This is a genomic window from Orrella marina, from assembly GCF_003058465.1.
In the GTDB taxonomy this organism is placed as follows: Bacteria; Pseudomonadota; Gammaproteobacteria; order Burkholderiales; family Burkholderiaceae_B; genus Algicoccus; species Algicoccus marinus.
The window spans coordinates 3,986,139-4,009,921 of the sequence record NZ_CP028901.1; the positions used below are offsets into that span (position 1 = coordinate 3,986,139).

The 23,783-nt window shown below is 56.4% G+C and carries 19 protein-coding genes and 3 pseudogenes; 12 read left to right on the forward strand and 10 right to left on the reverse strand.

Annotation, left to right across the window (positions count from 1 at the left end; all coding sequences use genetic code 11):
- Positions 1 to 32 precede the first annotated feature (32 nt).
- The 5 genes from DBV39_RS18130 to DBV39_RS20145 all read left to right on the forward strand — a co-directional run bounded on the left by DBV39_RS18130 (position 33) and on the right by DBV39_RS20145 (position 4,390).
- The gene (locus tag DBV39_RS18130) at positions 33 to 1,031 is read left to right on the forward strand and encodes an extracellular solute-binding protein (protein ID WP_108622796.1); all 999 of its coding nucleotides are present in this window, start codon (positions 33 to 35) and stop codon (positions 1,029 to 1,031) included.
- Between the two features lie 490 nt (positions 1,032 to 1,521).
- Positions 1,522 to 2,700 carry an Rpn family recombination-promoting nuclease/putative transposase gene (locus DBV39_RS18140; protein WP_108622798.1) on the forward strand — a complete coding sequence of 393 codons (1,179 nt, stop codon included), beginning with the start codon at positions 1,522 to 1,524 and terminating at the stop codon, positions 2,698 to 2,700.
- A gap of 360 nt (positions 2,701 to 3,060) precedes the next feature.
- Positions 3,061 to 3,321: a hypothetical protein gene (locus DBV39_RS20140; protein ID WP_227870705.1), complete on the forward strand. Its 261-nt coding sequence runs from the start codon at positions 3,061 to 3,063 to the stop codon at positions 3,319 to 3,321.
- The gene (locus DBV39_RS18145) at positions 3,318 to 4,205 is read left to right on the forward strand and encodes an NAD(P)/FAD-dependent oxidoreductase (RefSeq protein ID WP_227870706.1); all 888 of its coding nucleotides are present in this window, start codon (positions 3,318 to 3,320) and stop codon (positions 4,203 to 4,205) included. The genes DBV39_RS20140 and DBV39_RS18145 overlap by 4 nt, the downstream gene beginning before the upstream one ends.
- Positions 4,202 to 4,390 carry a hypothetical protein gene (locus tag DBV39_RS20145; protein ID WP_227870707.1) on the forward strand — a complete coding sequence of 63 codons (189 nt, stop codon included), beginning with the start codon at positions 4,202 to 4,204 and terminating at the stop codon, positions 4,388 to 4,390. The genes DBV39_RS18145 and DBV39_RS20145 overlap by 4 nt, the downstream gene beginning before the upstream one ends.
- Before the next feature lie 183 nt (positions 4,391 to 4,573).
- Here the strand turns inward: DBV39_RS20145 and DBV39_RS18150 are convergent, their stop codons facing one another.
- Positions 4,574 to 5,137 (reverse strand): hypothetical protein, encoded by a 564-nt coding sequence (locus tag DBV39_RS18150; RefSeq protein ID WP_108622799.1) that lies wholly within the window; start codon positions 5,135 to 5,137, stop codon positions 4,574 to 4,576.
- Positions 5,138 to 5,325: 188 nt separating this feature from the next.
- Here DBV39_RS18150 and ettA point away from each other — a divergent pair.
- Positions 5,326 to 6,998 (forward strand): annotated as a pseudogene (ettA, locus tag DBV39_RS18155) (energy-dependent translational throttle protein EttA).
- 574 nt (positions 6,999 to 7,572) lie between these two features.
- On the opposite strand, the gene minE reads toward ettA, so the two are convergent.
- The 4 genes from minE to DBV39_RS18175 all read right to left on the reverse strand — a co-directional run bounded on the left by minE (position 7,573) and on the right by DBV39_RS18175 (position 11,307).
- On the reverse strand, positions 7,573 to 7,839 hold the full coding sequence (minE, locus tag DBV39_RS18160; protein WP_108622800.1) for a cell division topological specificity factor MinE: 267 nt from the start codon (positions 7,837 to 7,839) through the stop codon (positions 7,573 to 7,575).
- Entirely contained in the window at positions 7,839 to 8,654 is an 816-nt protein-coding gene (gene minD, locus DBV39_RS18165) for a septum site-determining protein MinD (RefSeq protein WP_108622801.1), read from the reverse strand. Before minD ends, minE begins: the two co-directional genes overlap by 1 nt.
- Before the next feature lie 107 nt (positions 8,655 to 8,761).
- Positions 8,762 to 9,538: a septum site-determining protein MinC gene (gene minC / locus DBV39_RS18170; RefSeq protein WP_108622802.1), complete on the reverse strand. Its 777-nt coding sequence runs from the start codon at positions 9,536 to 9,538 to the stop codon at positions 8,762 to 8,764.
- 2 nt (positions 9,539 to 9,540) lie between these two features.
- On the reverse strand, positions 9,541 to 11,307 hold the full coding sequence (locus tag DBV39_RS18175; RefSeq protein ID WP_108622803.1) for a glutamine--tRNA ligase/YqeY domain fusion protein: 1,767 nt from the start codon (positions 11,305 to 11,307) through the stop codon (positions 9,541 to 9,543).
- 91 nt (positions 11,308 to 11,398) lie between these two features.
- Between DBV39_RS18175 and DBV39_RS18180 the strand changes: the two genes are divergently transcribed.
- The 3 genes from DBV39_RS18180 to DBV39_RS18190 are packed head-to-tail and all read left to right on the forward strand — an operon-like array spanning position 11,399 to position 15,179.
- The gene (locus tag DBV39_RS18180; protein ID WP_159079030.1) at positions 11,399 to 12,565 is read left to right on the forward strand and encodes a cytochrome ubiquinol oxidase subunit I; all 1,167 of its coding nucleotides are present in this window, start codon (positions 11,399 to 11,401) and stop codon (positions 12,563 to 12,565) included.
- Positions 12,562 to 13,599: a cytochrome d ubiquinol oxidase subunit II gene (locus DBV39_RS18185; RefSeq protein ID WP_159079031.1), complete on the forward strand. Its 1,038-nt coding sequence runs from the start codon at positions 12,562 to 12,564 to the stop codon at positions 13,597 to 13,599. Before DBV39_RS18180 ends, DBV39_RS18185 begins: the two co-directional genes overlap by 4 nt.
- Positions 13,599 to 15,179, forward strand: a complete 1,581-nt coding sequence (locus tag DBV39_RS18190; RefSeq protein WP_108622806.1) for a RecQ family ATP-dependent DNA helicase — start codon at positions 13,599 to 13,601, stop codon at positions 15,177 to 15,179. The genes DBV39_RS18185 and DBV39_RS18190 overlap by 1 nt, the downstream gene beginning before the upstream one ends.
- A 32-nt stretch (positions 15,180 to 15,211) precedes the next feature.
- Here DBV39_RS18190 and DBV39_RS18195 read toward each other — a convergent pair whose 3' ends face one another.
- Together DBV39_RS18195 and ruvB are read right to left on the reverse strand one after the other, a co-directional pair.
- Entirely contained in the window at positions 15,212 to 16,711 is a 1,500-nt protein-coding gene (locus DBV39_RS18195) for an MFS transporter (RefSeq protein ID WP_108623375.1), read from the reverse strand.
- 108 nt (positions 16,712 to 16,819) lie between these two features.
- Positions 16,820 to 17,848 (reverse strand): annotated as a pseudogene (gene ruvB, locus DBV39_RS18200) (Holliday junction branch migration DNA helicase RuvB); the annotation flags it as partial.
- Between the two features lie 95 nt (positions 17,849 to 17,943).
- On the opposite strand from ruvB, the pseudogene DBV39_RS18205 reads away from it, so the two are divergent.
- From DBV39_RS18205 to DBV39_RS18215, 3 genes and pseudogenes are all read left to right on the forward strand, one after another.
- Positions 17,944 to 18,929 (forward strand): annotated as a pseudogene (locus DBV39_RS18205) (threo-3-hydroxy-L-aspartate ammonia-lyase).
- Between the two features lie 65 nt (positions 18,930 to 18,994).
- The gene (locus DBV39_RS18210) at positions 18,995 to 19,924 is read left to right on the forward strand and encodes a complex I NDUFA9 subunit family protein (RefSeq protein WP_108622807.1); all 930 of its coding nucleotides are present in this window, start codon (positions 18,995 to 18,997) and stop codon (positions 19,922 to 19,924) included.
- Between the two features lie 325 nt (positions 19,925 to 20,249).
- Positions 20,250 to 20,783, forward strand: coding sequence for a carboxymuconolactone decarboxylase family protein (locus DBV39_RS18215; RefSeq protein WP_108622808.1), 534 nt, complete (start codon positions 20,250 to 20,252; stop codon positions 20,781 to 20,783).
- 29 nt (positions 20,784 to 20,812) lie between these two features.
- Here the strand turns inward: DBV39_RS18215 and DBV39_RS18220 are convergent, their stop codons facing one another.
- From DBV39_RS18220 to ruvC, 3 genes are all read right to left on the reverse strand, one after another.
- Complete coding sequence (locus DBV39_RS18220; RefSeq protein WP_159079032.1) at positions 20,813 to 22,522, reverse strand: mechanosensitive ion channel family protein; 1,710 nt, start codon at positions 22,520 to 22,522, stop codon at positions 20,813 to 20,815.
- 107 nt (positions 22,523 to 22,629) lie between these two features.
- Positions 22,630 to 23,202 (reverse strand): Holliday junction branch migration protein RuvA, encoded by a 573-nt coding sequence (ruvA, locus tag DBV39_RS18225; protein WP_108622810.1) that lies wholly within the window; start codon positions 23,200 to 23,202, stop codon positions 22,630 to 22,632.
- Complete coding sequence (gene ruvC, locus DBV39_RS18230) at positions 23,199 to 23,780, reverse strand: crossover junction endodeoxyribonuclease RuvC (RefSeq protein ID WP_108622811.1); 582 nt, start codon at positions 23,778 to 23,780, stop codon at positions 23,199 to 23,201. Before ruvC ends, ruvA begins: the two co-directional genes overlap by 4 nt.
- Positions 23,781 to 23,783 lie beyond the last annotated feature (3 nt).

The window sequence follows — 23,783 nt, forward strand, 5'->3', positions numbered from 1 at the left end:
CTTTAACCTCGTAGTCAATCAAGGAGTGAGTCATGCATCACATCAAACCCAAAGGAGTCGCTGCGGTGATCGCGACCGCATTCACATTTACGGTCGCTTCACAGGCCGTTGCCAACGAGGCGGTCATGTACACATCGAACAATGTTCACGTCATGGATACGGCGACCGATGTCGCACAGAAAATGGCCCCCGACCTGACCATCCAGAAAGTGACAGCGGGAACTGGCGCATTGATGAAGCGGATAGAAGCCGAGTCTGCCAATCCGCTTGGTGACGTGGTCTGGGGTGCCGGGTTCGGCACGATGGTGGCGTTCAAGCAGAACTTCCAGCCTTACCAGTCACCAGAGATCGACAAGATCATGGCGGAGTTCCGTGGGCCGGACAACCTTTGGGTCGGTGCCAACGCGCACGTCATGATTGTCATGACCAACGAGGGGCAGCTTAAGGGTGACTCACCACCAGAAACCTGGCAAGACCTGTTCGATCCGAAGTGGAAGGACCGTATCATCATGGGTGATCCGAACACATCCGGTAGCGCGTATGACCAGGTATACGGTATCTATCAGCTCTACGGGGCTGAAGGTCTGGAAAAGCTTGCAGCAAATGTAGTCATCTCCAGAAGCTCGGGTCAGGTCTATAAAAGCGTTGCCAGCGGCGAGTACCCGCTCGGTATCACGATGGAGTACGCGGCCTATTCCTATATCGCGGGTGGACAGAAAGATATCAAGATTGTCTACCCAGAGGAAGGCGCGTTCGTTGCACCTGAGGCAGTTGCCATCATCAAGAATCCAAAGAATGGTGCTGCTTCGGCCGAGCAACTGTACAACATCCTGATCTCAAAGGAAGTGCAGGAAGCGGAGTTGGTGCAGAACTTCCGTCGTCCGACCCGCACGGATATCGATGTGGCAGCCCTGACAGAACTGCCAAACCTGAGCAGTATCCGAGTGGTTGCTCCTGATCCGATCAAGGCAGCTGCTGATTACCCGGTTGTGATCGAGGCCTGGAAGCAGGCGGTTCAGAAAGCCAGATAACGTGGCTGACTCCAGGCTCGCGGAACAGATGTAGCAAGTACATTTCTGCTTCAGTTGCACGAAAAGGCCTCCTGTCGTTACTCGCGGCAGGAGGCCTTTGTTTAACAGCGCGCGATGGGACCCGGTGTTCTCGAGATCGCCTCTCGTCAGTTTGTAATCTTCTATCAATTCCTTGCCACCCAGGAACAGCCAGAACTCGGCATATGGACAGATTCAATCGTGAATGTTGAGCCGGCGTTAGTCCTTATGGTCAGTGGCATCGACACCATCTCATTTTCCAGCCACCACATCGGCAGGTGCCATTCCTCACGGACAAACGAGTACCGTACGGGTATTGCCATTTCTTCCAGCCCCCTATTCTGTTGGTTCACCTCCGACCGTGCTCCGGCGCCAAGGGCATCCAGGCATGGCATGCAATGCCGAGACATGGGATGCGGCAGTACCGGAACACGGGAGGATCGACTCAACGTGAGTGGATTGAAACGGCTGTATGCATATTGATTCCAGTTATCGCCTGTTATTGGCAAACGAAGTGATGGTTCGGGACTTGCTGGCGCTGCCTGAGCTGGCGTTTCTCTCAGCGACGATGGATCTTGACTCCCTGATCCAGGTCCCGTCGGACATGGTCTCTAACACTGGCACCCAGCGTCGTGCCGATCTGGTGTGGCAGGCGCGCGCCATGGATGGGCCGCATGCCCGGGCGCATCCCCATGTCTACGTCCATATCGAGCACCAGTCCAGCGGTGATCCGCAGATGGCGTTGCGAATGCTGACCTACCGTGGCTTGATCTACGAAGGGACGCTGGGCAAGGCCGGCGCTCAGTGGCTGCCAGCGCTGATACCGCTCGTGCTCTATAGCGGCGAGGAGCCATGGAAAGTGGACACGGAGGTCAGAGACCTGGTTGTTCCTGTGGGTAATCAGCTCGAGCCGTTTCAGCCTAAATTAAAGTATTGCTTGGTGGATCAGAAGCGACTGGTCGAGCGCTGGGCGCGCGACAAAGCGCCGGGTGGCGCGCCTGAAGTCAGGACAGACCAGCGCGACGGACAAGCCCAGTGTAGTGAGGTCGCACTGGCTGTCGACTCACCGGATCTTTCGAACAATCTGGCGTGGTTGCTGTTTCGTCTGGAACACAACAACGGTGTCGAGGATGCACTCGAGTTGTTGCGCCAGGTGGACCGGGTGACTGCGCAACCTCGATACGAGGAAGTGCGCAAGGCATTTGGTTGCTGGGTCCGCACGGTATTGCTGCGCCAGGTGGCGACAGCGAATGAAGATCAGGAAAGTCTTGCAAAAGCGGGTTTCAAGGAGATGATTGACATGTTGGCAGAGAGATCACACGGATGGCATCACAAGTGGATGCGTGAGGGTATGGAGAAAGGGATCGAGCAAGGACTGCAGAAGGGTCTGGAACAAGGTCTGGAACAAGGTCTGGAAAAAGGTCGGGAACAAGGCCTGGAGCAAGGCCTGGAGCAAGGCCTGGAGCAAGGCCTGGAGCAAGGTCAGGAGCAAGGCCAGCGACGTATGCTTCGGGCCATGCTGGTTCAAAAATTCGGTCCGGTTGATGAGGCCGTCCAGAACCGGATAGAACAAGCCAATCGCGAGACAATCGAGCAATGGGCCTTGAATGTCCTGAATGCTTCACATATTGAGGATGTGTTTCGTCGATGAACGCAGTGGTATCTGTCCCAACAAGAATCCGTGTTTTGTGGTGAGGCTCATAAGATCGTAACGACACATGGGTCTAGTCGACAGCGAGTCCGATATGTCAGTACAGACCGGACCTTGCCTCGACTTCCTGGTGGATAGGCTCTTTGATGTTGGCGATCCTCCGAAATCTGTCACTGATCAATCGGTTTAATCCCGCTCCTGCATGTCGGTTAACGCAAGGACGTATCCTGCTCAAGGCTTCAATTAGGATAATCTCGATAAGTGAGCGAAGATGCTGTCTGGAGTCCAGTCTCCAGTTTTCCATTTTGAGTTATCGTTCTGCCTTTAAATTTTTCAGGACCGAGAGTTTTCGGCAAAGCCATGTCCGTCAGATTATCTAGAAGAGCATTTGTCACACGCGGGCTGGCCGCATCTGCATTGATGGGTTCCGGATCGCTTGCCGCGGCCCCGATGCTGAGCTTCCCAGTCGGAGAGTTGATTCGTCGAAACGGAAAGCGCAGGGTGGTGATTGCGGGTGGCGGTTGGGGTGGTTTGAGCGCCGCGCGCCACCTCCGTCGGCTGGTGCCTGAACTGGAAGTGATTGTGCTGGATCGCAATCCTTTTTCTGGTCGTGTCCGTTGAGTAACAAGTGGCTGGTCGATGCGGTGTCGACGGATATGCTCGCTCACTCCTATCTTCTGGCTGCTCAGAAGTATGGCTATCAGTTTGTGCAGACCGAGATCATCGATATTGACCGGCCCGGAAAGAAAGTGCACACCGCAGATGGCTGGCTGGACTACGATTGGCTCATTGTTGCGGGCGGGATCCGTTACGCGTTTGAGCCTTGGTTCGGAGATGATGTTCAAACGGCCAGATACACCAGAGAGCGTTACGCCAGTGCTTACATTCCAAGTGCCGAACATGCGTACCTGAAGAAAAAAATCCAGAGTTTCAAGGCAGGCACGATCGTCATGACGTTGCCCCCACCGCCTCACCGCTGTCCACCTTCGCCCTATGAGCGCGCATGCCTGATGGCGTGGTGGTTCAAGCACAACAAGATACCGGCCAGGATTGTCATTCTCGATCCAAAGCCGAATATTGCGCCCATCACCATCGGGTACCAACAGGCATTTGCAGAGCTTTACAGTGACATCATCACGCGTGTTCCCAACGCAGTGGTTCAGGAAGTGGATCCCTACAACAAGCAGATCCGTACCAGTGCGGGGGACTTCAAGTTTGATGACGCTATTCTGATGACACCGCATCAGGCCGCCGACGTAGCGTGGAAAGCGGATGTCATCGGTCAGAATGAGCAAGGAAGACCGACCGGTTGGGCCGATGTGGATCCTCTTTACCTGAATCGTCGTGATGACCCCAGGTATTTGTCGTGGGAGACTCGGTCGGAGAGGTATCCATTTATTTCAAGCACTACCCCAAGAGTGGCCACGTGGCACACCGGCAGGGACGTCTGGTTGCGCAATACATTGCAGCTCAGGCTGCAGGTCAGGAGCTCGCATTCGAAATGATCGACAACTTGTGTTTCATGTTGGTGAACAATGATCCCAAGGAGGCGATCGCGGTTCGCTTCAGTTACGAGTACGGGGTTGACGACGAGATTCACCAGACACTGGTCGACGACAACGACCGTCGCTTCGAATTGTGGGAAGCCGATCTGGCTTGGGCTCAGGCGATGTTCAAGGATTTCCTCTGAACCAGATGCTAGCCTCTTGCGTTGCCGAATGGTTGGTCAGGTGATTTTGGGGTAATTCGACAGTCAGGTTGATGCGCCCAGCCCCACGTCTATGTAGATCTCACCTGCAGCGCCCTGCCACACTATGTCCAGGCAAGCTGGACAGACCAGTCTCTTTGGATCGGGCGTTCGGGTATCAGGAACTCAGTGAAGTGTAGGAGGCATGCCAGTCGTGCCATTCGTGCCGTCCTTGCCATCCCGTTGACTTTCATCAGGACCTTCGACGTCACGGTCTTCATCGCTGTTTCCTGGGTCGTCTTCGGGATCTTCGTCGTCCGACATTGCAGCCGCTTGCACTGGCTCCTGCAACGAAAAGGGCAGCAATGTGACGAGTTCACTTGCCGAGTCAAACACTTCACCTTCCTGGTCGAGTCTGACATAACGCTCATCCGGGTCGTCGGTGATCTCGATCGCCCACAGGAACTCGCAGTCCAGTGTTTCTGCCGTGGTCTCAATCCCACCCTTCTGGCCCAGAATGCGCGATCCGGATCCTCCCATCTGGACGTGCAGAAGATCCTCGGAGGACTCTTCGTCCAGGCCGATTGCCCGACCGAAGATTACCCATTCTGTGTCCTCGCTGACACCGATCTCGGCCAGAACAACACAGCCCATGTATGCGCTCAGAGCATCGGCGGTCCGGCCAAGCATCTCCAGTTCAGAGTCGGAGAATTTCAAGATGTAGTCTGCAGGGTTGGGGGAGTTGCTCATTCGGGGGCCTCGGGAAGAACAAAAGGGGGAGGACAAAGGATATGACCGACAGTGTAAACAAACTGGCCGTGCAGAAAGGTTGTTATCGATTAAGTATCGTCCAGTCATCCGGTCTTCTGGGGAATTGACGCCTGTCGGCCTACAATGATGGATTGCTTAACCGCTATTCCAGTTACAGGTATCTTTAGATGGCTCAATACGTTTACACCATGAACCGGGTTGGGAAAATTGTTCCCCCAAGAAACAGATTCTGCGCGACATTTCCTTGTCTTTCTTTCCCGGAGCCAAGATTGGCGTGCTCGGACTCAACGGTGCAGGTAAGTCCACGTTACTCAAGATCATGGCTGGCATTGACAAGGAGATTGAGGGCGAAGCGTTACCGATGCCAGGTTTGAACATCGGTTACCTGTCTCAGGAGCCGCAACTCAATCCAGAGCATACTGTTCGCGAGTCGGTTGAAGAGGGGCTCGGTGCAGTATCTGCTGCCCGCAAGCGTCTGGACGAGGTCTATGCTGAATACGCTGACCCGGATGCAGACTTTGACAAGCTGGCCGCAGAACAGGCCGAGCTGGAGGCAATCATTGCCGCTGCGGCTTCAAGCGGCTCAGACGATATTGAAGCGCAGATGGAAATCGCGGCAGATGCCCTGCGCCTGCCTCCATGGGATGCGACGATCGAACATCTGTCCGGGGGTGAAAAGAGACGGGTTGCGCTTTGCCGCCTGCTGCTTTCCAAGCCAGACATGCTGTTGCTTGACGAACCCACCAACCACCTTGATGCCGAGAGTGTGGACTGGCTCGAGCAGTATCTGGCCAAGTTTCCAGGTACAGTTGTGGCGGTCACTCACGATCGTTATTTTCTGGATAATGCCGCAGAGTGGATTCTGGAACTCGACCGCGGACATGGTATTCCCTGGAAGGGCAACTACAGCTCGTGGCTCGAGCAAAAGGATGACCGTCTCAAGCAGGAAGAGGCTTCGGAATCGGCTCGTCAGCGCACAATTCGTAAAGAGCTGGAGTGGGTGCGCCAGAACCCCAAAGGACGGCAGGCCAAGGCCAAGGCGCGTATGTCCCGGTTTGAAGAACTGGCTTCGCACGAATACCAGAAGCGTAACGAGACCTCGGAAATCTTTATTCCAGTCGCCGAGCGGCTCGGTAATGAAGTGGTTGAGTTCAAGCATGTTTCCAAGGGGTTCGGTGACAGGCTGCTGATAGATGACCTGAGTTTCAAAGTCCCGCCAGGCGCCATTGTCGGTATCATTGGCCCCAACGGGGCGGGTAAGTCAACCTTGTTCCGGATGATCACGGGTAAGGAAACGCCTGATTCCGGTGAGGTGATTGTCGGGCAGACCGTCAAGGTCGCTTCGGTTGATCAGTCGCGTGACTCGCTTGAGGACAAGAAGACAGCGTTTGAGGCGATCTCTGACGGAGCCGATCTTCTGACCGTCGGGCGCTTCGAAATGCCAGCTCGTGCTTATCTTGGACGTTTCAACTTCAAGGGCAGTGATCAGAACAAGCAGGTTGGCTTGCTCTCGGGTGGTGAGCGGGGACGTTTGCATCTGGCCAAGACGCTTTTGCAGGGCGGCAACTTGTTGCTGCTTGACGAGCCCTCCAACGATCTTGACGTCGAAACCTTGCGTGCGCTTGAAGATGCTTTGCTGGAGTTTGCCGGCTCAGTGATGGTCATCAGCCACGATCGTTGGTTTCTGGACAGGATTGCGACCCACATTCTGGCGTTTGAAGGGGATTCTCAGGTTGTCTTTTTTGATGGCAATTATCAGGAGTACGAAGCTGACAAGCGCAAGCGTCTGGGCGAAGCAGGTGCAGCACCCAAACGCATCCGTTACAAGGCTCTGAAGTGATGGTTTCCTGCGTTTTATTTTTGTCGCACGGTCATACGTGTCATTCAGTCACTCGATAGATGGTCAACCCTGGACTAACCTCCGGGGTTGAGAGAGCGGATGCAGCAGGCGCCTACCAGTGCGTCTGTTTCTACCCGGACATATTGCCGAAGCAAGCCTGTCAGCAAGGCATCGCAAGACGCTGTGAAACAAAGCCAGACTCAGGACTGCGACCACAGAAGTCCATGTCGCTTTTAAGGCGCCAATGGATCACCCAAGCTGTTTGCGAGGCAACCTCGAGCAGACTCGCTTTAGCGATGTACCGGGATTCGAAAGGGCCACTAGGGCCACTTTAGATTGAGGCGTTGAGTGAGTGCGAGCACCTCGTGAAGCGGTTTATTCCCCATTGAACTTCACGTGCTCGGCATAAGATCTGGAACAAGTCTGGGTCAGGCGCTGGCAGCTCTCTGCTAAATCGCTTTGTTTTTTAAACGTATGATGGGCACCATACGATGCCCCCTGTTGCAAGACTTGCAACAGGGGGCTGTTCTATCACTTGTTGTCAGAAGTCAGTGGCTGCATGCGTTGGGCAGCGTCACGGTTTGTCCGGCTGCTGCATTTCAATTTTGACCTCAAGAACCTCCAGAGAACCTTGTCGCTCAACGTTGACCTTGATGTCATCTACGTTGACCTTGACGTATTTTGAGATGACGTCCATCAATTCTTTCTGGAGTTGCGGCAAGTAATCCGGGGCTAATGTATCACCATCACTGCGCTCATGAGCGAGGATGATCTGCAGTCGTTCCTTGGCGACACTGGCTGAAGTCTTCTTCTGGCCAAGAAGAAAGGACAGAAAAGACATCACTTGCCTCCTAGCAGACGCTTGAACAGACTGGGCTTGACGTACTCCGTAAAGCGCAGGGGTTTTTCTTCGCCCAGATAGCGGGCCACAACATCCTGATAGGCTTCCGAGACGTCAGAGCCTTTCAGGTGAATAGACGGCATGCCCTGGTTGGAGGCCTGTAGTACGGCCTCTGATTCCGGAACGACACCGATCAGCTTGATGCGAAGAATGTCTTCAATGTCCTGTAGAGATAGCATCTCGCCACCCTCGACCCGTTTTGGGTTATAACGAGTCAGCAACAAAAATTCCTTAATAGGCTCCTCGCCCTTGACTGCGCGCCGGGACTTTGACGAAAGAATACCCAGCACTCGATCCGAGTCACGTACGGAGGATACTTCCGGATTGGTCACAACCAGTGCATCATCAGCAAAGTAGGCGGCCAGGAGTGCACCGGTTTCAATACCAGCCGGCGAGTCGCAAACGATGTAGTCGAAGCCCATTTCCTTGAGGTCATTCAGGACTTTCTCGACACCTTCTGTAGACAAGGCATCTTTGTCCCGAGTCTGGGATGCTGGCAGGATGTACAGGTTCTCAAGGTGTTTGTCCTTGATCAGTGCCTGATTCAGAGTCGCTTCGCCCTGGATGACGTTCACAAAGTCGTAGACCACGCGCCGCTCACACCCCATGATCAGATCCAGATTACGCAGGCCGACATCAAAGTCGACGACCGCGGTCTTGAATCCTCGCATGGCCAGGCCCGACGAAAAACTGGCGCTGGTCGTTGTCTTGCCAACGCCTCCTTTGCCTGAAGTCACCACCACAATTCGAGTCATGACGTGCGTATCCTCACTTGAAAATCGGTTTTTACAAAACAGTTATGTGCAATGTCAGTGTGACATGATGACAGACATAGATCGTGTCTGCACAGAGGTGCTGCATTTTAGTCCCGAAGTGGCTCCATCCTGAGGGTTTGCTCCTGAAGGTAGACCATTGCAGGTTTGCGCCGAATCTCGGTACCAAGCGGGCCTTCGATGACGCGATAAACGCCTGCCACAGCTACGAGCTCGGCATCCAGCGCAGTCGTGAAAATCCGTGCATGAATATCCCCCCGGGCGCCGGCCATGGCCTTGCCCCGCAGTGGACCATAAATGTGAATATTGCCGTCAGCAATCACTTCTGCCCCCTGGCTGACCACACCCATGACGATCAGGTCGGTGTCGCGGGCGTACACCCGCTGTCCTGACCTTAGCGGCCCCTGAATCACCTGCGTCGGTACGGGCTGTAATGGTTCGGCGGATGTCGTGACCGCCTCGGGCCGGGCGGCGTTGGCTTTAGGTACTGGCGTTGCGACCTGGACGGGCTCGGCAACTGAGGAGGCAGGCTGTGGCGTTGTGGTGGTTCTCTGTGTGCTGGCTGATAGCTCGACTCGTGTCAGGCCGAACTCCTGGGCCGCAGCTGCCACCGTCTCGCTGGCAACGATCCCGATCACGGGAAGCTTGTGCGAAGAGAAAGCCTCGAGCAAGGGCTCCCAATGAATGGGTTCGTCGAGGCCAGACGCATCGATCACCACCGATTCACCCATGAAGAAGCTTCCTGCTTCCTGCATGCGCTGGTTCAGCTCGGCTATCACCCTGGAAAGATCGCTGTCACGAATGACCGCGCGAATGGCGTAAAGGGTTGCGCTTTTGAATTCAAGTGAAGGAGTTGAGTCAGTCATAGTCATGCCGAACGGGTTGCCCAGGTGTCTCTGAGTGTCGTCACACGATTGATCACGGGGTTCTCCGGGGTGCTGTCGATGCTGTCATAGGCGAAGTATCCCAGTCGCTCAAATTGCCAGATACCTGCCTTCAGGTCTGTTCCCGGCTCGAGCCATCCCTGGACGGTGCGAACCGAGTCAGGATTCAGATGTTCCAGAAAGTCTGCGTCGCCCGCATCCGGATAGGCTTCCCGGAAAAGACGGTCATATAGTTGAAGCTTCACTGGCGTGGCATGTCGAGCGCTGACCCAGGTCACAGTCCCTTTGACCTTGACGCTATCAGCGCCAGGTGTGCCACTGCGTGTGTCTGGCAGATACTCTGCGTGGACTTCGGTCACATTGCCTTGCTCATCCTTCACGCATCCGGTGCACTTGACCACATAGGCATACTTCAGACGTACCATGTTGCCGGGAAAGAGGCGGAAATACTTTTTAGGTGGAACTTCCTCGAAGTCCTCGCGCTCGATCCAGACCTCACGCGCGAACGGGAACTCACGCTGTCCTGCTTCAGGTATATGCGGATGACGAGGCGCGGTGCAAAGTATCTCCTCGTGTTCGGGCCAGTTGGTGATGACCAGTTTGACCGGGTCCAGAATGGCCACTGCGCGGGGCGCGACAGGGTCCTGGCTGTCACGCAGGGCCTGATCCAGCAGACTGTAGTCAATCCGGGAGTTGGATTTCGAGACCCCGGTCCTCTCACAAAAGAGTTTAAGTGCCTGTGGAGTGTATCCTCGCCTTCTCAGTCCAGCCAGTGTCGGCATCCGTGGATCGTCCCAGCCTGATACGTGGCCTTCCTTGACCAGTTGCAGCAGCTTGCGCTTGCTGGTGACCACATAGCTTACATTCAGCCGGGCAAACTCGTACTGGCGGGGCAGGGGGCGACTCAGGCAGCCAATGTCTGCGAGCGTTTCGAGTGTCCAGTCATAGAAAGGACGCTGGTCTTCAAACTCCAGCGTGCAGATGCTATGGGTAATGCCTTCGAGCGCATCTTCGATTGGGTGTGCCCAGGCGTACATCGGGTAGATACACCATTTGTCGGCAGTGCGATGGTGTGGCGCATGCCGGATCCTGTAAATGACGGGATCGCGCATGTTCATGTTGGGAGACTGCATGTCGATTCGTGCGCGCAAGGCCAGACTGCCATTGGGGTGCTGCCCCGCCCGCATCTGGGTGAATCGCTCAAGTGATTCTGCTGCAGGCCGGTCCCGCCAGGGACTGTTCCTGCCTGGTGATGTCAGGGTGCCACGGCTCTCGCGCATCTGCTCTGGTGACTGTTCATCGACGTAGGCGTGTCCGGCTTCAATCAACTTGCAGGCGAATTCAAACATGACATCGAAGTAGTCGCTGGCAAAGAACAGGTGGGACTGTCCGTCAACATTCCAGTCGTAGCCCAGCCAGTGAACGGCGTCGATGATGGCATCGACGTAGGCCTGCTCCTCTTTCTCCGGGTTGGTGTCATCGAACCTCAGGTGACAGATGCCATCGTACTCTTTTGCGAGTCCGAAATTCAGCCAGATGCTTTTAGCGTGGCCGATATGTAAAAATCCGTTCGGTTCTGGCGGAAACCGCGTCCGAATCCTGGCGCCATCAGGTGGGGCTTCAAGTAGCGATTGCGCAGTTGCGGGCGGACGCTGCCAGCGTTTGCCTGCAAACTTGTTGTTTCGCAGGTCTGCATCGATGGCTTGACGCAAAAAATTGGATGTGGAAGGTGCCACTTCAGGAACAGTCATGGAAGGTTTGCTTTCTCTTGTGTCAAGTGAACATGAAACATAAAGTCACATTTTGCCATGACACGTCTACACTTACGCCTATATGGAAAGTATGCGCCTATTCTTTGCCCAGACCCAGCTGGGTCTGCTGAGCGGATTTCTGCACGCGTTTGCAGTGCTGGCACTCGGCCTGATCTGGATGCTGTTCTTCTGGGACCTCTATGCAAGAGGGAAAGACTCTGATGCGTTCCGGTTCTGGTTGCGCGTGTTCGCCTTGACAGCCTACAGCGCACTGGCCCTGGGCCTGGTGACGCTGGTTCAGAGTGGGCTGGTCCTGCCGCTGGCGATCGAGCGCATGGGAAATGTACTGGGTCCGCTGCTGCTGGGCGTCGTTCTTGTGACCTTTGCCATCCGTTCCACTACATTTGGCGTGATGCTCTACAGCCGGCATCGTGTCACGCAGGGGGTGTTCAGAGTCAGTTTGTTCGTCACGGCCATCGGGCTGAGTGTCGTGGTGATGGGTATCTCGGTGCTGGAGAGCTGGATGCGGGCGCCTGCCGGTGCGGCATTGCTTGATGGGCAGTTCCGGATTCTGGATTGGTTCGAGGTGATATCCAATCCGCAATTGCCTTTGCAGCTGGTCGTAGTCGGCCTGACGACAGTGCTGATGCTTTCCAGTGTGGTTGTTTCAAGCTGGGCCCTGCAAATGAACACGGCCGGCGAGGCTGGCAAGCCTGCTGGTGCGATCCGGCTGTCGGTCTGGATCGGGTTGCTGTGCACGCTGGCCGTGCTGCCGCTTTGGGAATATATTCTTTCCGGACCTTCAGGGGATTTGTCGAACGTGATCAGATTACTGGCAGGTGAAACCGATGTCGAGCCACACGAAAGCGCGTTTGTCCAGGTCGGCCGAGCCTTGCTGATCATCTGGCCGTTACACCTGCTGGCGCTTCTGGTTGCGCTGTCCCAGATGTACGCCGGGCGCCCGCAGCCACAGCCCACCGGACTTGGGCGAGTGACACTGCTTGGTGCGATCTCAGGCCCCCTGATGTGTCTGGGGCTCTGGCTGCTTCTGTATCTCGGCAAAGGGGCAGATATGGTGGTGGGACAGCTGTTGTTCGCCGATCTCGTCACCCCGGTTCAGACCCAGTATCTCTTTCTGGGGCTTCTGATGAGTAGTGTGCTGGTCGTGGTGGTCATGTACGGATGGATGCGTCTGACTTATCAGGCGCTGGCCTCAGGGGTGGTGACGGTGCACAGGCCAAAGGCGGTGCTCTCATGATCGAGTCCTTATCTGCCTCGACCGGTCTGCTCGCCAGTGATCCGATGTTCTGGATGCCTCTGGCACTGTACGTACTGGTTCTGTTTCTTCTGGCTGGACTGGTCGTGCTCGATGGGTTTGACATGGGGTGTGGGCTGCTGATGCCCTGGATCAAACCGGTCGCGCGCAGCCGTGTGCTCGATGCGCTGACTGCCTGGCGGGGTGCCAACGAATCCTGGGTGTTACTGCTGTTCGCGGTTTTCATGTCAGCGTTTCCTATAGGCTGGGAGCCGATGCTGTCCGAGATGTTCGTGCCGGTGATGTTGCTGGTGACGGGGTCGGCACTGCGAAGCCTGGCATTCGAATTTCGCGCACGTGCATCGATGGGTCAGCAGGAATTCTGGAACATGCTGTTTAGCTTTGGGGCACACTGCAGCGTCGCGGGGCTGGGCTTGTGGCTGGCGAAGTATGTGAACGGTCCGGATCAGGATATGAGTGACTGGGCGTTTGTTGTGTTGGTGGTGATCGCAGTGGCTGCAAACGCCATTGTGCTGGCAACGAGCTGGATGCTGACCTGGTCCAATGGTGTCATCAGACATTTTTCAGCGCGTGTCGGCGTTGCGACAGTCAGGTGGGTTGCCGCAGGCATGGTGGCGGTCTCGTTGGTGCTGGCCCTGACCAATCCGGCCATCTATTACCGCTGGACCCATGTTGAAACCCTGCACATCGCATCTGTCGCCTGGGTGTTGATGTTGACCGGGTTTGTTGTGCTCGACCGGCAGTTAAGAGGCGTGGCGACCAGTCCCCAGGCGAAAATCTGGTGGAGTCCGCTGGTGATTGCAGCATGTCTGAATCTGCTCATGCTTGGTGGTCTGGCCTACAGTTATTTTCCGTTCCTGGTTCTCGACAACCTGACCGTCTGGGATGCTGCTGCCTCTAGAGAGTCTCTACGCTGGGTGATGGCCGGGGTTGTGGTTTGTGCACCGATCTTGCTCGTCTTCAACGTGCTGGGGTACTGGCGTCTTTTCCGGTTCAAGCCCGTGCGGTTCGATTGATGACTGCGCCGGTCGTTGATCAGAATATTGAGGATCCCGCCAGCCGCGTTCTATCGCAGGTGTTCGGACACGTGTCTTTCAGAGGTCCGCAACAGACTGTCATTGAACACGTGATTGCGGGGTTTGACGCACTCGTGCTGATGCCGACAGGTGGTGGCAAGTCGCTTTGCTATCAGGTCCCGGCCCTGGTGCTCGACGGGGTGGCGGTTGTTGTCAGCCCGCTGATTGCACTTATGCACCAGCAAGTCGAACATTTGCTTCGACTTGGGGTGCCAGCGGCGAGTCTGGATTCGTCCCAGTCAGGTCAGGACAATTTCCAGACAGAGCAGGCACTCCTGAGAGGAGATGTCAAGATTCTGTATGTGTCGCCAGAGCGGCTTTCCGGTCAGCGGCTGCCCGGCTTGCTGGATAGGGTACAGTTGTCACTGTTTGCCATTGATGAGGCGCACTGTGTGTCGCAATGGGGGCATGACTTCAGGCCAGAGTACATGACGCTGTCGATGCTGGGTCGGCGCTGGCCTGATGTGCCGCGTCTGGCACTCACGGCAAGTGCAACCGAGGCGACAGCACAGGAGATCATCGCGCGTCTCGGTTTGCCTGAAGCAAGGGTATTCAGGACCAGCTTTGATCGTCCCAATCTGGATTACCGGATTGTCGCCAAGGACGACGTGCGTCGTCAGCTGGTTCGCTTCATTCAGGAGATCAACCACACCGGGCACGATCCGGCCAGCGGGATTGTCTACTGCGCCTCGCGTGCCCGCACCGAACAGATAGCAAGCTGGTTACGGGATTCAGGACTGACTGCCCTGGCCTACCATGCGGGGCTGGACAACGCAGACCGACAGACCCGCCAGCGCCAGTTCATATCTCAGCCAGGATGTGTGATGGTGGCGACCATCGCGTTTGGAATGGGCATCGACAAGCCTGATGTACGGTTCGTGGCGCACGTCGATGTTCCGCGTTCGATGGAGGGGTATTTCCAGGAAACAGGGCGCGCAGGGCGTGACGGGCAGGCCGCAGTCGCCTGGATGTGCTGGGGGCTTGACGATGTGGCAAGGGCCAGTCGCCCGTCCGATCAGCAGCAAAGTCAGCAGCGGCTACTCGTCCAGCAGCAGGCTTATGAAGAGATGCTGGCGTTCTGTGCCAGCAGTACCTGCAGGCGCCAGACGCTACTGGCACACTTTGGCGAGGCTATTGCACCCTGTGGCCACTGTGACAACTGTCTCGCTGGATCGCCAGACATGGACGTCACGATCGCCGCCCAGAAGCTGCTTTCAGCTGTCTATCGGCTATGGCGTGAGCGCGGCCAGCGATTTGGTGCGAGTCATCTCATCGACATCCTGCGTGGGCGCAAGACGCGGCGGGTCGAGGAGTTCGATCATCGCACGCTTAGCGTCTTTGGTATCGGTTGCGACTGGAGTGTGCGACAGTGGCGACGCTTGCTGCTGCAACTGGTGGCCGAGCGGTTTCTGGTGATGGATGACGAAGGCTACCGCACGCTCGCCCTGACTGATGCCAGCGTGCCCGTGCTGAAATCTCAACGTAGAATTTTCATGCGTGCTGCAGATCTTGGCGGCTAGCAGACCGATCAGGTCACTTGGTCAGAATGATTTCAGTTGTCATTTCGTTCAGCACGCATGCATCGCGCAATCATTACTGCGCTCAGCAGCAGGATCGCAGAACACAGTGCCATGATCACGACAAACCCCTGGTCAAACGCCCGATGGGCTGCAGACAGGACCGCGCCTCCCAGGGCGTCAGGCAGACTGGTGGAAACAGCTGTGGCGAGGTCTATGCTGTCGCGGGCGGACCGGATCAAGGTGTCGTCGAGTTCGGCATGATGCGGTATCGAGAGCGAGCTTGAGTAGACAGAATTGAGCAGGCTACCCAGTGTGGCAATGCCGAGCGCGGCGCCGAATTCGTACGACACTTCCTCGATCGAGGCGGCCATGCCAGCCTGACTAGCGGGTGCGTTCAATAGCATCGCACTGGATGCAGCGGTCATGGCCGCACCGATCCCGACACCGATCATGATAAACGTCGGAAGCTGCAGCCAGAGTGTGGACGTCATCACCAGCAAGTATCCCCAGAATCCGATCCCTGTCAATGCGAGAGAAAGCCAGAGCATTCTGTGCACGCCTATCCGTTGCAGGAAGTGACCGCTGAGAGGGCCGGCAAAGAAGGCTGCCAGTGGAATAGGCAGGATTGCCAACCCTGCGTACAAGGGGGAGAGTCCGGCAACCAGCTGGAATCGCTGGCTGATCGCAAGCTCCAGCCCCATGAGAGTGGCGCAGGCCACCAGCGCTGTCATCGCGCCCGCGCTAAAGACCCGGTTGTGAAACAGCCTGAAATCGATTAGTACCACTCCTGTGAGCGATTGCCGCAGCACAAACAGTCTGGCTGCCGTAGCGCTGGCGATAAGTGCAACCAGCGCCTGCCAGAGTGAACGGCTGGCTGTACTGAGTTCCTTGATGGCGAATGTGAGTCCGACCAGGGCAACCATGATCAGGATGGATGACAGCAGATCAAAAGGTCGGTCCGGATTGGACTGGCCCTTCGGGATCCAGATAGCTGCAAACACGATGGCCAGGACGATTACAGGTACATTGAGCAGGAACACAGAACCCCACCAGAAATACTCGAGCATGAGCCCGCCTACGATGGGTCCCAGCGCGGCACCTCCAGACGCAATTGCTGCCCAGATCCCGATGGCCACTCCACGCTCGTGCGGGTCTTCGAATACATGCCGGATGATGGCCAGCGTAGCGGGCATCATCATGGCAGCACCCACAGCCAGCAGCACACGGGCGGCGATCAGAGCCTGTGGTGCGGGAGAGAAGGCGGCAATGAGCGAGGCCGTTCCGAACACCACCAGCCCGCTCATGAACATGCGCTTGTAACCGTATCGATCTGCCAGTGCGCCAGCGCCGGGCAGCAGCCCTGCAACGGTCAGTGCGTAGGCGTTGACGATCCAGAGTTTCTGCGTGGCTGATGCGCCCAGATCCTGCGTCAGATGTGGCAACGCAAGGTACAGCACCGTGACATCGACAACAATGAGAAACAGTGCACTCGAGATGATTGCGAGGATGAGCCAGCGGTGTCGGGACTGCATGGAGTTCTGTTGCCTGAAAAGCGAGCGGCTTACGGGTGCGTCTTGAGGGTGGGAGCGACGGTAGCCTTCAGAGGGGCTAGGACTCTTCGGCAGGGGATGCTCCCTTTGGGGGGGCAGTCCGAGGTGCAGCCAGGTTGTCCTGGTTGCAATGCGACCACGAGGAGTTCGTTGCAGGAATCCGTTCTGGATCAGATAGGGTTCAATGACGTCTTCAATCGTATCGCGCTCTTCGCCGATCGCGGCGGCCAGGCTTTCGACACCGACAGGGCCGCCGTCAAACTTGTAGATGATTGCTTCGAGCAACTTGCGATCCATGAGATCAAGCCCGAGCGGATCAACGTCAAGCATGCTGAGCGCCAGATTCGCAACATCTGCCGTGATGCGTCCATCGGCTCTCACTTGCGCATAATCGCGCACACGACGCAGCAATCGATTGGCAATGCGGGGGGTTCCACGTGAGCGTCGGGCGATCTCCATGGCGCCGTCTTCGCTGATCCCGGCCTTGAGCAGGCTGGCACTGCGTGTCACGATGCTTGCGAGTTCGTCATGGGTGTAGAAATCGAGACGAGACACAATCCCGAACCGGTCTCTGAGCGGGTTGGTCAGCATGCCCGCACGGGTGGTGGCGCCAACCAGCGTGAATGGTTGCAGGTCGAGCTTGACACTGCGAGCGGCTGGACCTTCGCCAATCAGAATGTCAATCTGAAAGTCCTCCAGCGCTGGATAAAGAATTTCCTCGACGACGGGAGACAACCGGTGGATCTCGTCAATGAACAACACATCATTGCGTTCCAGATTGGTCAGCAGGGCGGCGAGGTCTCCCGGACGCTCCAGTACCGGGCCTGATGTCTGGCGCAGATTCACCCCCATCTCGTACGCCACAATGTGGGCCAGTGTCGTTTTGCCAAGTCCGGGGGGACCGAACAGCAAGACGTGGTCGAGTGATTCTGCGCGTGCTCGCGCAGCTTCGATGAAGATCTGCAACTGTTCACGCACGGCCTGTTGGCCGACATACTCTTGCAGTGCTTTGGGGCGAAGGGCTCGTTCGACAGACTCTTCATTGGAAGAGGTGGGTGCCGGACTCACAACCCGTGAGGCTTGTTGCTGACTTGATAGATTGTCTGACTGGATGGCCATGGTTACCGCTACACGTAGATTCGAATTCAATCGTACACTAAGCGAGTCAGTACACGATTCATTTGCGGGCCAGAGTTGCCATTATGGACAGATCCATGCAGACACCATCACATACAAAGTTTGAAGTGCCCACTTTTGCGGACGTTGAACACGCAGCACGTACGCTGGCCGGCGTTGCCACCCGCACCCCCGTGCTGCACAGTCGCACACTAAACGGACGACTGGGGGCAGAAGTGTTTTTCAAGGCAGAACCCTTGCAAAGGACCGGTGCGTTCAAGTTCAGGGGGCTTACAACTCTATTGCCAATCTGGACGGGAACGCACGCAAGGCCGGGGTGCTGACCTACTCGTCTGGCAACCATGCCCAGGCCATCGCACTGGCTGGAAGCTTGCTGGGGGTCAAGACAACCATTGTCATGCCGCAGGACGCACCGGCCGCCAAGAAGGCGGCGACCCAGGGGTATGGTGCCAACATCGTCACCTATGATCGATACACCGCGGATCGTGAGGGAATTGCCAGCGAGATCGCCAGAGAAACAGGGGCGGTGATTATCCCGCCATATGATTATCCGCATGTGATCGCGGGTCAGGGTACGGCTGCAAAGGAACTGTTTGAGGATGTCGGACCGCTGGATGTGTTGCTGGTATGCCTGGGTGGGGGCGGCTTGCTGTCCGGCAGTGCACTTTCTGCGTCCGCACTTTCTCCTGGTTGCGAAGTCTACGGCGTTGAGCCGGAGCTTGGCAACGATGGTCAGCGTTCGTTCAGGTCTGGCGAGATCGTTACCATCACACCGCCCAAATCGATTGCCGATGGAGCTTTGACACCTTCTGTTGGCCGTTTGCCGTTTGCAATCATTCAGGACAAAGTCACCGATATTCTGACCGTCAGTGATGAACAACTGGTGCAGACGATGCGCTGGTTTGCCCAGCGCATGAAGCTGGTTGTTGAGCCTACAGGGTGTCTGGCTGCGGCGGCAGTGATGCAAGGTGTTTATCCCGTTCAGCCGGGTACCCGCATCGGTGTCATACTCAGTGGTGGTAATGTAGACTTGAGCGCATACGGTCATCTGCTGGCAGGTTGAGTGGGTGCGGTGAAGAAATGATGCTCCGACCGGGTTAGATCGGAGTGTGACTGGAGTGAACTGGCATGAAGATTCTGGTGGTTGGTGGTTCAGGTTTTATTGGTCAGTACCTGATTGGCCGACTCGTCAAGGCCGAGCACAGGGTCTATGTGCCGACCCGGCGCCAGCCCAGTGCCCGGGAGTTGCTCGTATACCCGACTGTTACGGTCATGGAGCGTGACGTTCACGACGATGCGCAACTCGATTCGATCGTACGCGGAATGGATGGGGTCATCAATCTGGTCGGTATTTTGCACAGCCGCCCGGGCGACCCTTACGGTCCTGATTTCGAGAAAGCGCATGTGGAGCTGCCGCGGCGACTTGCGCAGGCATGCGTTCGAAATGGCGTGCCCCGACTGCTCCATGTCAGCGCGCTTGGCGCCAGCCTCCAGGGTAGCAGCCAGTACCTGCGTTCAAAGGGAGCGGGTGAGGCGGCCTTGCAAGAGGTCTGTGCCAGTTCTGATTCGTTTCATGTCACGATTTTCCGGCCGTCGGTCGTATTTGGGCCAGGCGATCACTTCATGAATATGTTTGCCGGTTTGGCCAGATTCTTTCCAGTGCTGCCTCTTGCAGGTAGCACCGCCCGGATGCAGCCTGTGTTTGTGGGCGATGTTGCTCAGGCGATTGTCCGCTCCCTTGACAGGAGTGATGCCTGCGCGCAGGTGTATGAACTCGCCGGTCCGAAGGTCTATACGCTGGGCGAACTGGTCGAACTTGCTGCGAAATGGAGTGGGCATCCCCGAAAGATTATTGCGCTACCCATGTCGATTGGTCGACTGCAGGCCAGGTTTTTTGAGATTCTGCCTGGAGAGCCCTTGATGAGCCGTGACAATCTCGATTCATTGCTGACGGACAATGTTCTGTCATCAGACTCTCAACAGTCCGTGCTGGGCATCGTACCAACACCGCTCGAGGAGGTCGCGCCAGCCTATCTGCGTCGGCCAGCGGTCACCTGATCGCTGAGGTTAGTGGGCTCGAGGTCCGTCAGGACTGGGCAGCGAACCTATGCCTCCTGTCTGATATATCCATGTGTATGCTTGTTTCGCTGTCCTTGTAGATCAACTGTGCCGTTGGGCGTTCCTGGTTGCGCTGTTAGCTCCGGGAGTTTCTCCAATCCGCTTGTGTCGTCAATGTCAGGATCTGCATCAGAAGAAACGGACCCCGGGACAATCCTGGACGGGGGGTCAGGTGATCTGCCACGGCGACGACGTTTGTGTACGGTGCTTTTAGGGCGTAAGCTGCTGCTTTCTTCTACAAAACATAAAACTTTCTGGAGACTATATGGCTCGCATTCCATACGCTGATCTCACCAATCCCGAGGCCAAACCACTGGTCGAGCGCATTGTCGCCGAACGCGGCGAGGTGCTCCATCTATACCAGATGCTCCTGCATAGCCCTCCGGTCGCAGAAGGCTGGCTCAAATATCTGACGGCTATTCGTCAGCAGTGTCAGCTATCTGGTGCCTTGCGTGAACTTGTGATCATGCGAGTGGCTCAGATCAACGGTGCTCCATACGAGGCAGACCAGCATCGTCCGTATGCATTGCGTGAAGGCGTATCTGAAAAACAGCTCGATGCTCTTCAGGACTGGTCCGAGCATCGAGACTTGTTTGACGAGATGCAGCGTGCCGTACTCGCCTATACCGATGCCATGACACGCGACATTCATGTGCCTGAGGAGATCGCTGCAGCCGTGCGCGAAGAGTTTGATCACCGGACACTGGTCGAACTGACGGCGACAATTGCTGCCTACAACATGGTTTCCCGCTTTCTGGAAGCGATGGCAATCCATTCCGATGATGATACGGCCGCCTGACTGTTACTTGAAACGAAAGGAGCCAGCCGTCAATTGACGGCTGGCTGTGGTCGGGCCAGCTCAATTCCCATGGTTTCGATCGAGCGCAGGATGTCCAGCAGCAGTTCTTCTTGCACAGCCAGAAACCGGGAGTAGTCGTCGGTTGGCACCTGGGCACGCACCTCGATATCAAGCTGGCCTGGCGCCATGCCGATCAGGCGCACGCGAGGTGTTCCCTTGCCTTGTTCCACCATGGCGTGTGACGCCACCAGTGATCTGATGGTTGCGAGCAAGGTATCAACCTTGTCGATTGGCGTGTTGTTTCGCAGGCAGATCGTCTGTTGCATCAGACATCTGTTGCGGCGCGTCAGGTTGATGATCTGCATCTTGGCTAGATCACTGTTTGGAACTGTCACAAGCGTCCCGTCAAGGGCGCGTATTCTACTTGAGCGACTGCCGACCATTTCGACTGTTCCTCGTTCGGATCCGAAGCTGATGGTTTCCCCAATCCTGAACGGACGATCAGCAAACAGTGAGAGCCCCCCGAACAGATTCTCGATCGTAGACTGGGACGCAAGCGCCAAGGCGAAGCCACCGGCACCGACCCCTGCAACCAGGCCGAGGGCCGGAATCCCCATTTCGTTCGCACCGTAAATGAGGATGCCACCAGACGACCCAATCGCAAAGATTCTGGCCGTCAGCCGAAGCAGATGTGCATCGAAGCTGTTGCTAGCAACCTTGGGCGAGTGGATGATGACTTCCACCAACAAAAAGGATGCGATCCAGGCTGCCCAGGCAGAAACGCCGTAGAGGAAGGCTGTGGTCAGTAACACCTCCGCTTGCGCAAACACGCCTGACGGATTGATATGGTCGATCACGAACCAGACGCTGACAAAATAAAGCACCAGCAAACACATCGGCATCGTGAATCGCCAGGCAAGTCGCTGCAGCGCTGACCCGTGCCGGCTTCGCCTTGCAATCAGTCGACTCCACCCGTATGCCATAAGAATGACAAACAGGCCAACCAGGGTAATCGCGATCATTTTCCAGATTGGCGTGTTGAGGTGGATGGCTTTAAGTGATTCAGGAATGCGGTCGACAATCGCGTCCGGGAAAAGAGGGCCGGTTGCGTGGATATGTTCGAGGCGCATGCGGGGGTAACGGCGCGGCTGAATCGGTGCATGATCGACCAGACGCAGCATATATTCTTGCAAGTGATGAATGCTCTGCGCAGTGAACAGATATTCGCCAGCATGCGGACCGGATTGCACTCTGGCGATCTGGATGTCGGTTCCCGGAATAGTCCATCGAGGCGGGAGATCGGACTCTCCGGGAAGGGCACCCGGGATTGTGTCGATGTCAACGGCAGATAGTCTTGCCAGAATGTCGGCGAGATAGGTAATCGCCGCGTTTCCGGCCTTGACTCGGTTGGCCGGCGGTATTTCGCTCAGATCGAGCAGGCTGCGCAATCGGCTGAAGGTATATCTGATTTCTGCGAGGTTCTCGAATGTCTTCTGGTCTTTGTACTGCGCATGCTGCTCTTCAAGCTGATGAATGCCCGCAACAAGTGATGCGTAGGTCCCGCCAGGACTGTAACGGTTGACCGGCGCAAGCGCACTGTGTGCGGGCGTCAGAGAGGTTGTTGCGTGCGCGGCGGATAATGTGCCGGACATGGACAGCGTGAACAAGGCTAACAGGAAGAGCAGGCCGATGAAACGCGTTAGTCTCAGGCCTGGATGGCCACGTCGAGAAATATGCATCGATGACATATCCATAATGTAAAGGACATTCAAGCGCAAGTATGCAGGGGATTTACGACGATCCTGTTGCGAAAAGATCAACTCACAGAAGCGCAGAAGCGGGGTCGCTACCGCGCCAGATGCTTGAGCGCAAGCCGGATACCTTCAGATACCTCAACGCCTTCGGGCAGGGATTTGACCGCTGCGGCACATTCCTTCTCCGAGTAACCCAGTGCGGTCAGCGCTGCCAGAATGTCGGCATGGTTCGAGACAAACGCCTGCGTGCCAAGCGTAAGGTCTGCGCCAAGTTTACCTTTCATTTCGAGCAGCAGTCGCTCGGCAGTTTTCTTTCCGATACCGGGGACACGCACAAGTCTTGCGGTCTCCTGGGTGCTGATGGCGTGTGCCAGATCGTCGACCGACAGGCCTGAGAGCACGGCCAGTGCAATTCTTGCGCCGATACCGGTGACTTTGATCAATTCGCGAAACGCAGCCCGCTCCTGCGGGCTGGCGAATCCATAGAGCAACTGGGCATCTTCGCGCACGACGTGATGAATCAGCAAGGTGACTTCTGCTCCGAGATCGGGCAGATTGTAGAAGGTCGCCATGGATACATCGATTTCGTAACCGACACCGTGGACATCCAGTCCGACTCTGGGAGGGGACTTCTCGTATAGCTTGCCAGTCAGTCGACCAATCATCGTGACGATTCTCCAGGAAGTTCTTTCAAACGAAGCCGGCCTCGACGAGACCCTGACCGGGTCGACCGCCCAGCTCCCACACTCCACCCCATTTTTTCTAGTTGAACCGCCAGTGGCGCCATATGCGCATGACAGATGGCGCAGGCGAGGGCATCAGCTGGATCCGATCCGGGTGTTGCGTTGAGGTTGAGCAATCGCTGCACCATGTCTTGCACCTGCTGCTTGGCCGCTTTACCGTGTCCCACGACGGATTTCTTGATCTGTAATGCCGTGTACTCGTGGACCAGAAGATCACTGTCAGCCAGCGCACACAACGCCGCACCACGGGCCTGACCAAGCAGCAAGGTGGTTTGCGGGTTGGTGTTGACGAACACAATTTCGAGTGCAGCCACATCAGGACGCGTATCACGCACCACTTCACGCAGGTTGTCCAGAATGATTTTCAGTCGGGCAGGCAGGGTCGCCTGGGCGTCAATCAAAATGGTGCCACTTGCGACATACTGCATGTTTGCACCTTGTACGTCGATCACCCCGAAGCCTGTGCGCCTGAGTCCGGGGTCAACGCCCAGTATCCGCATCAC

Excerpts from the sequence above, each read along its gene's own strand:
- DBV39_RS18130 (WP_108622796.1), top strand. The coding sequence starts at position 33 with ATGCATCACATCAAACCCAAAGGAGTCGCTGCGGTGATCGCGACCGCA.
- DBV39_RS18140 (WP_108622798.1), top strand. The coding sequence starts at position 1,522 with ATGCATATTGATTCCAGTTATCGCCTGTTATTGGCAAACGAAGTGATG.
- DBV39_RS20140 (WP_227870705.1), top strand. The coding sequence starts at position 3,061 with ATGTCCGTCAGATTATCTAGAAGAGCATTTGTCACACGCGGGCTGGCC.
- DBV39_RS20145 (WP_227870707.1), top strand. The coding sequence starts at position 4,202 with ATGATCGACAACTTGTGTTTCATGTTGGTGAACAATGATCCCAAGGAG.
- DBV39_RS18150 (WP_108622799.1), bottom strand. The coding sequence starts at position 5,137 with ATGAGCAACTCCCCCAACCCTGCAGACTACATCTTGAAATTCTCCGAC.
- minE (WP_108622800.1), bottom strand. The coding sequence starts at position 7,839 with ATGTCTTTTCTGTCCTTTCTTCTTGGCCAGAAGAAGACTTCAGCCAGT.
- minD (WP_108622801.1), bottom strand. The coding sequence starts at position 8,654 with ATGACTCGAATTGTGGTGGTGACTTCAGGCAAAGGAGGCGTTGGCAAG.
- minC (WP_108622802.1), bottom strand. The coding sequence starts at position 9,538 with ATGACTGACTCAACTCCTTCACTTGAATTCAAAAGCGCAACCCTTTAC.
- DBV39_RS18175 (WP_108622803.1), bottom strand. The coding sequence starts at position 11,307 with ATGACTGTTCCTGAAGTGGCACCTTCCACATCCAATTTTTTGCGTCAA.
- DBV39_RS18180 (WP_159079030.1), top strand. The coding sequence starts at position 11,399 with ATGCGCCTATTCTTTGCCCAGACCCAGCTGGGTCTGCTGAGCGGATTT.
- DBV39_RS18185 (WP_159079031.1), top strand. The coding sequence starts at position 12,562 with ATGATCGAGTCCTTATCTGCCTCGACCGGTCTGCTCGCCAGTGATCCG.
- DBV39_RS18190 (WP_108622806.1), top strand. The coding sequence starts at position 13,599 with ATGACTGCGCCGGTCGTTGATCAGAATATTGAGGATCCCGCCAGCCGC.
- DBV39_RS18195 (WP_108623375.1), bottom strand. The coding sequence starts at position 16,711 with ATGCAGTCCCGACACCGCTGGCTCATCCTCGCAATCATCTCGAGTGCA.
- DBV39_RS18210 (WP_108622807.1), top strand. The coding sequence starts at position 18,995 with ATGAAGATTCTGGTGGTTGGTGGTTCAGGTTTTATTGGTCAGTACCTG.
- DBV39_RS18215 (WP_108622808.1), top strand. The coding sequence starts at position 20,250 with ATGGCTCGCATTCCATACGCTGATCTCACCAATCCCGAGGCCAAACCA.
- DBV39_RS18220 (WP_159079032.1), bottom strand. The coding sequence starts at position 22,522 with ATGCATATTTCTCGACGTGGCCATCCAGGCCTGAGACTAACGCGTTTC.
- ruvA (WP_108622810.1), bottom strand. The coding sequence starts at position 23,202 with ATGATTGGTCGACTGACTGGCAAGCTATACGAGAAGTCCCCTCCCAGA.
- ruvC (WP_108622811.1), bottom strand. The coding sequence starts at position 23,780 with ATGCGGATACTGGGCGTTGACCCCGGACTCAGGCGCACAGGCTTCGGG.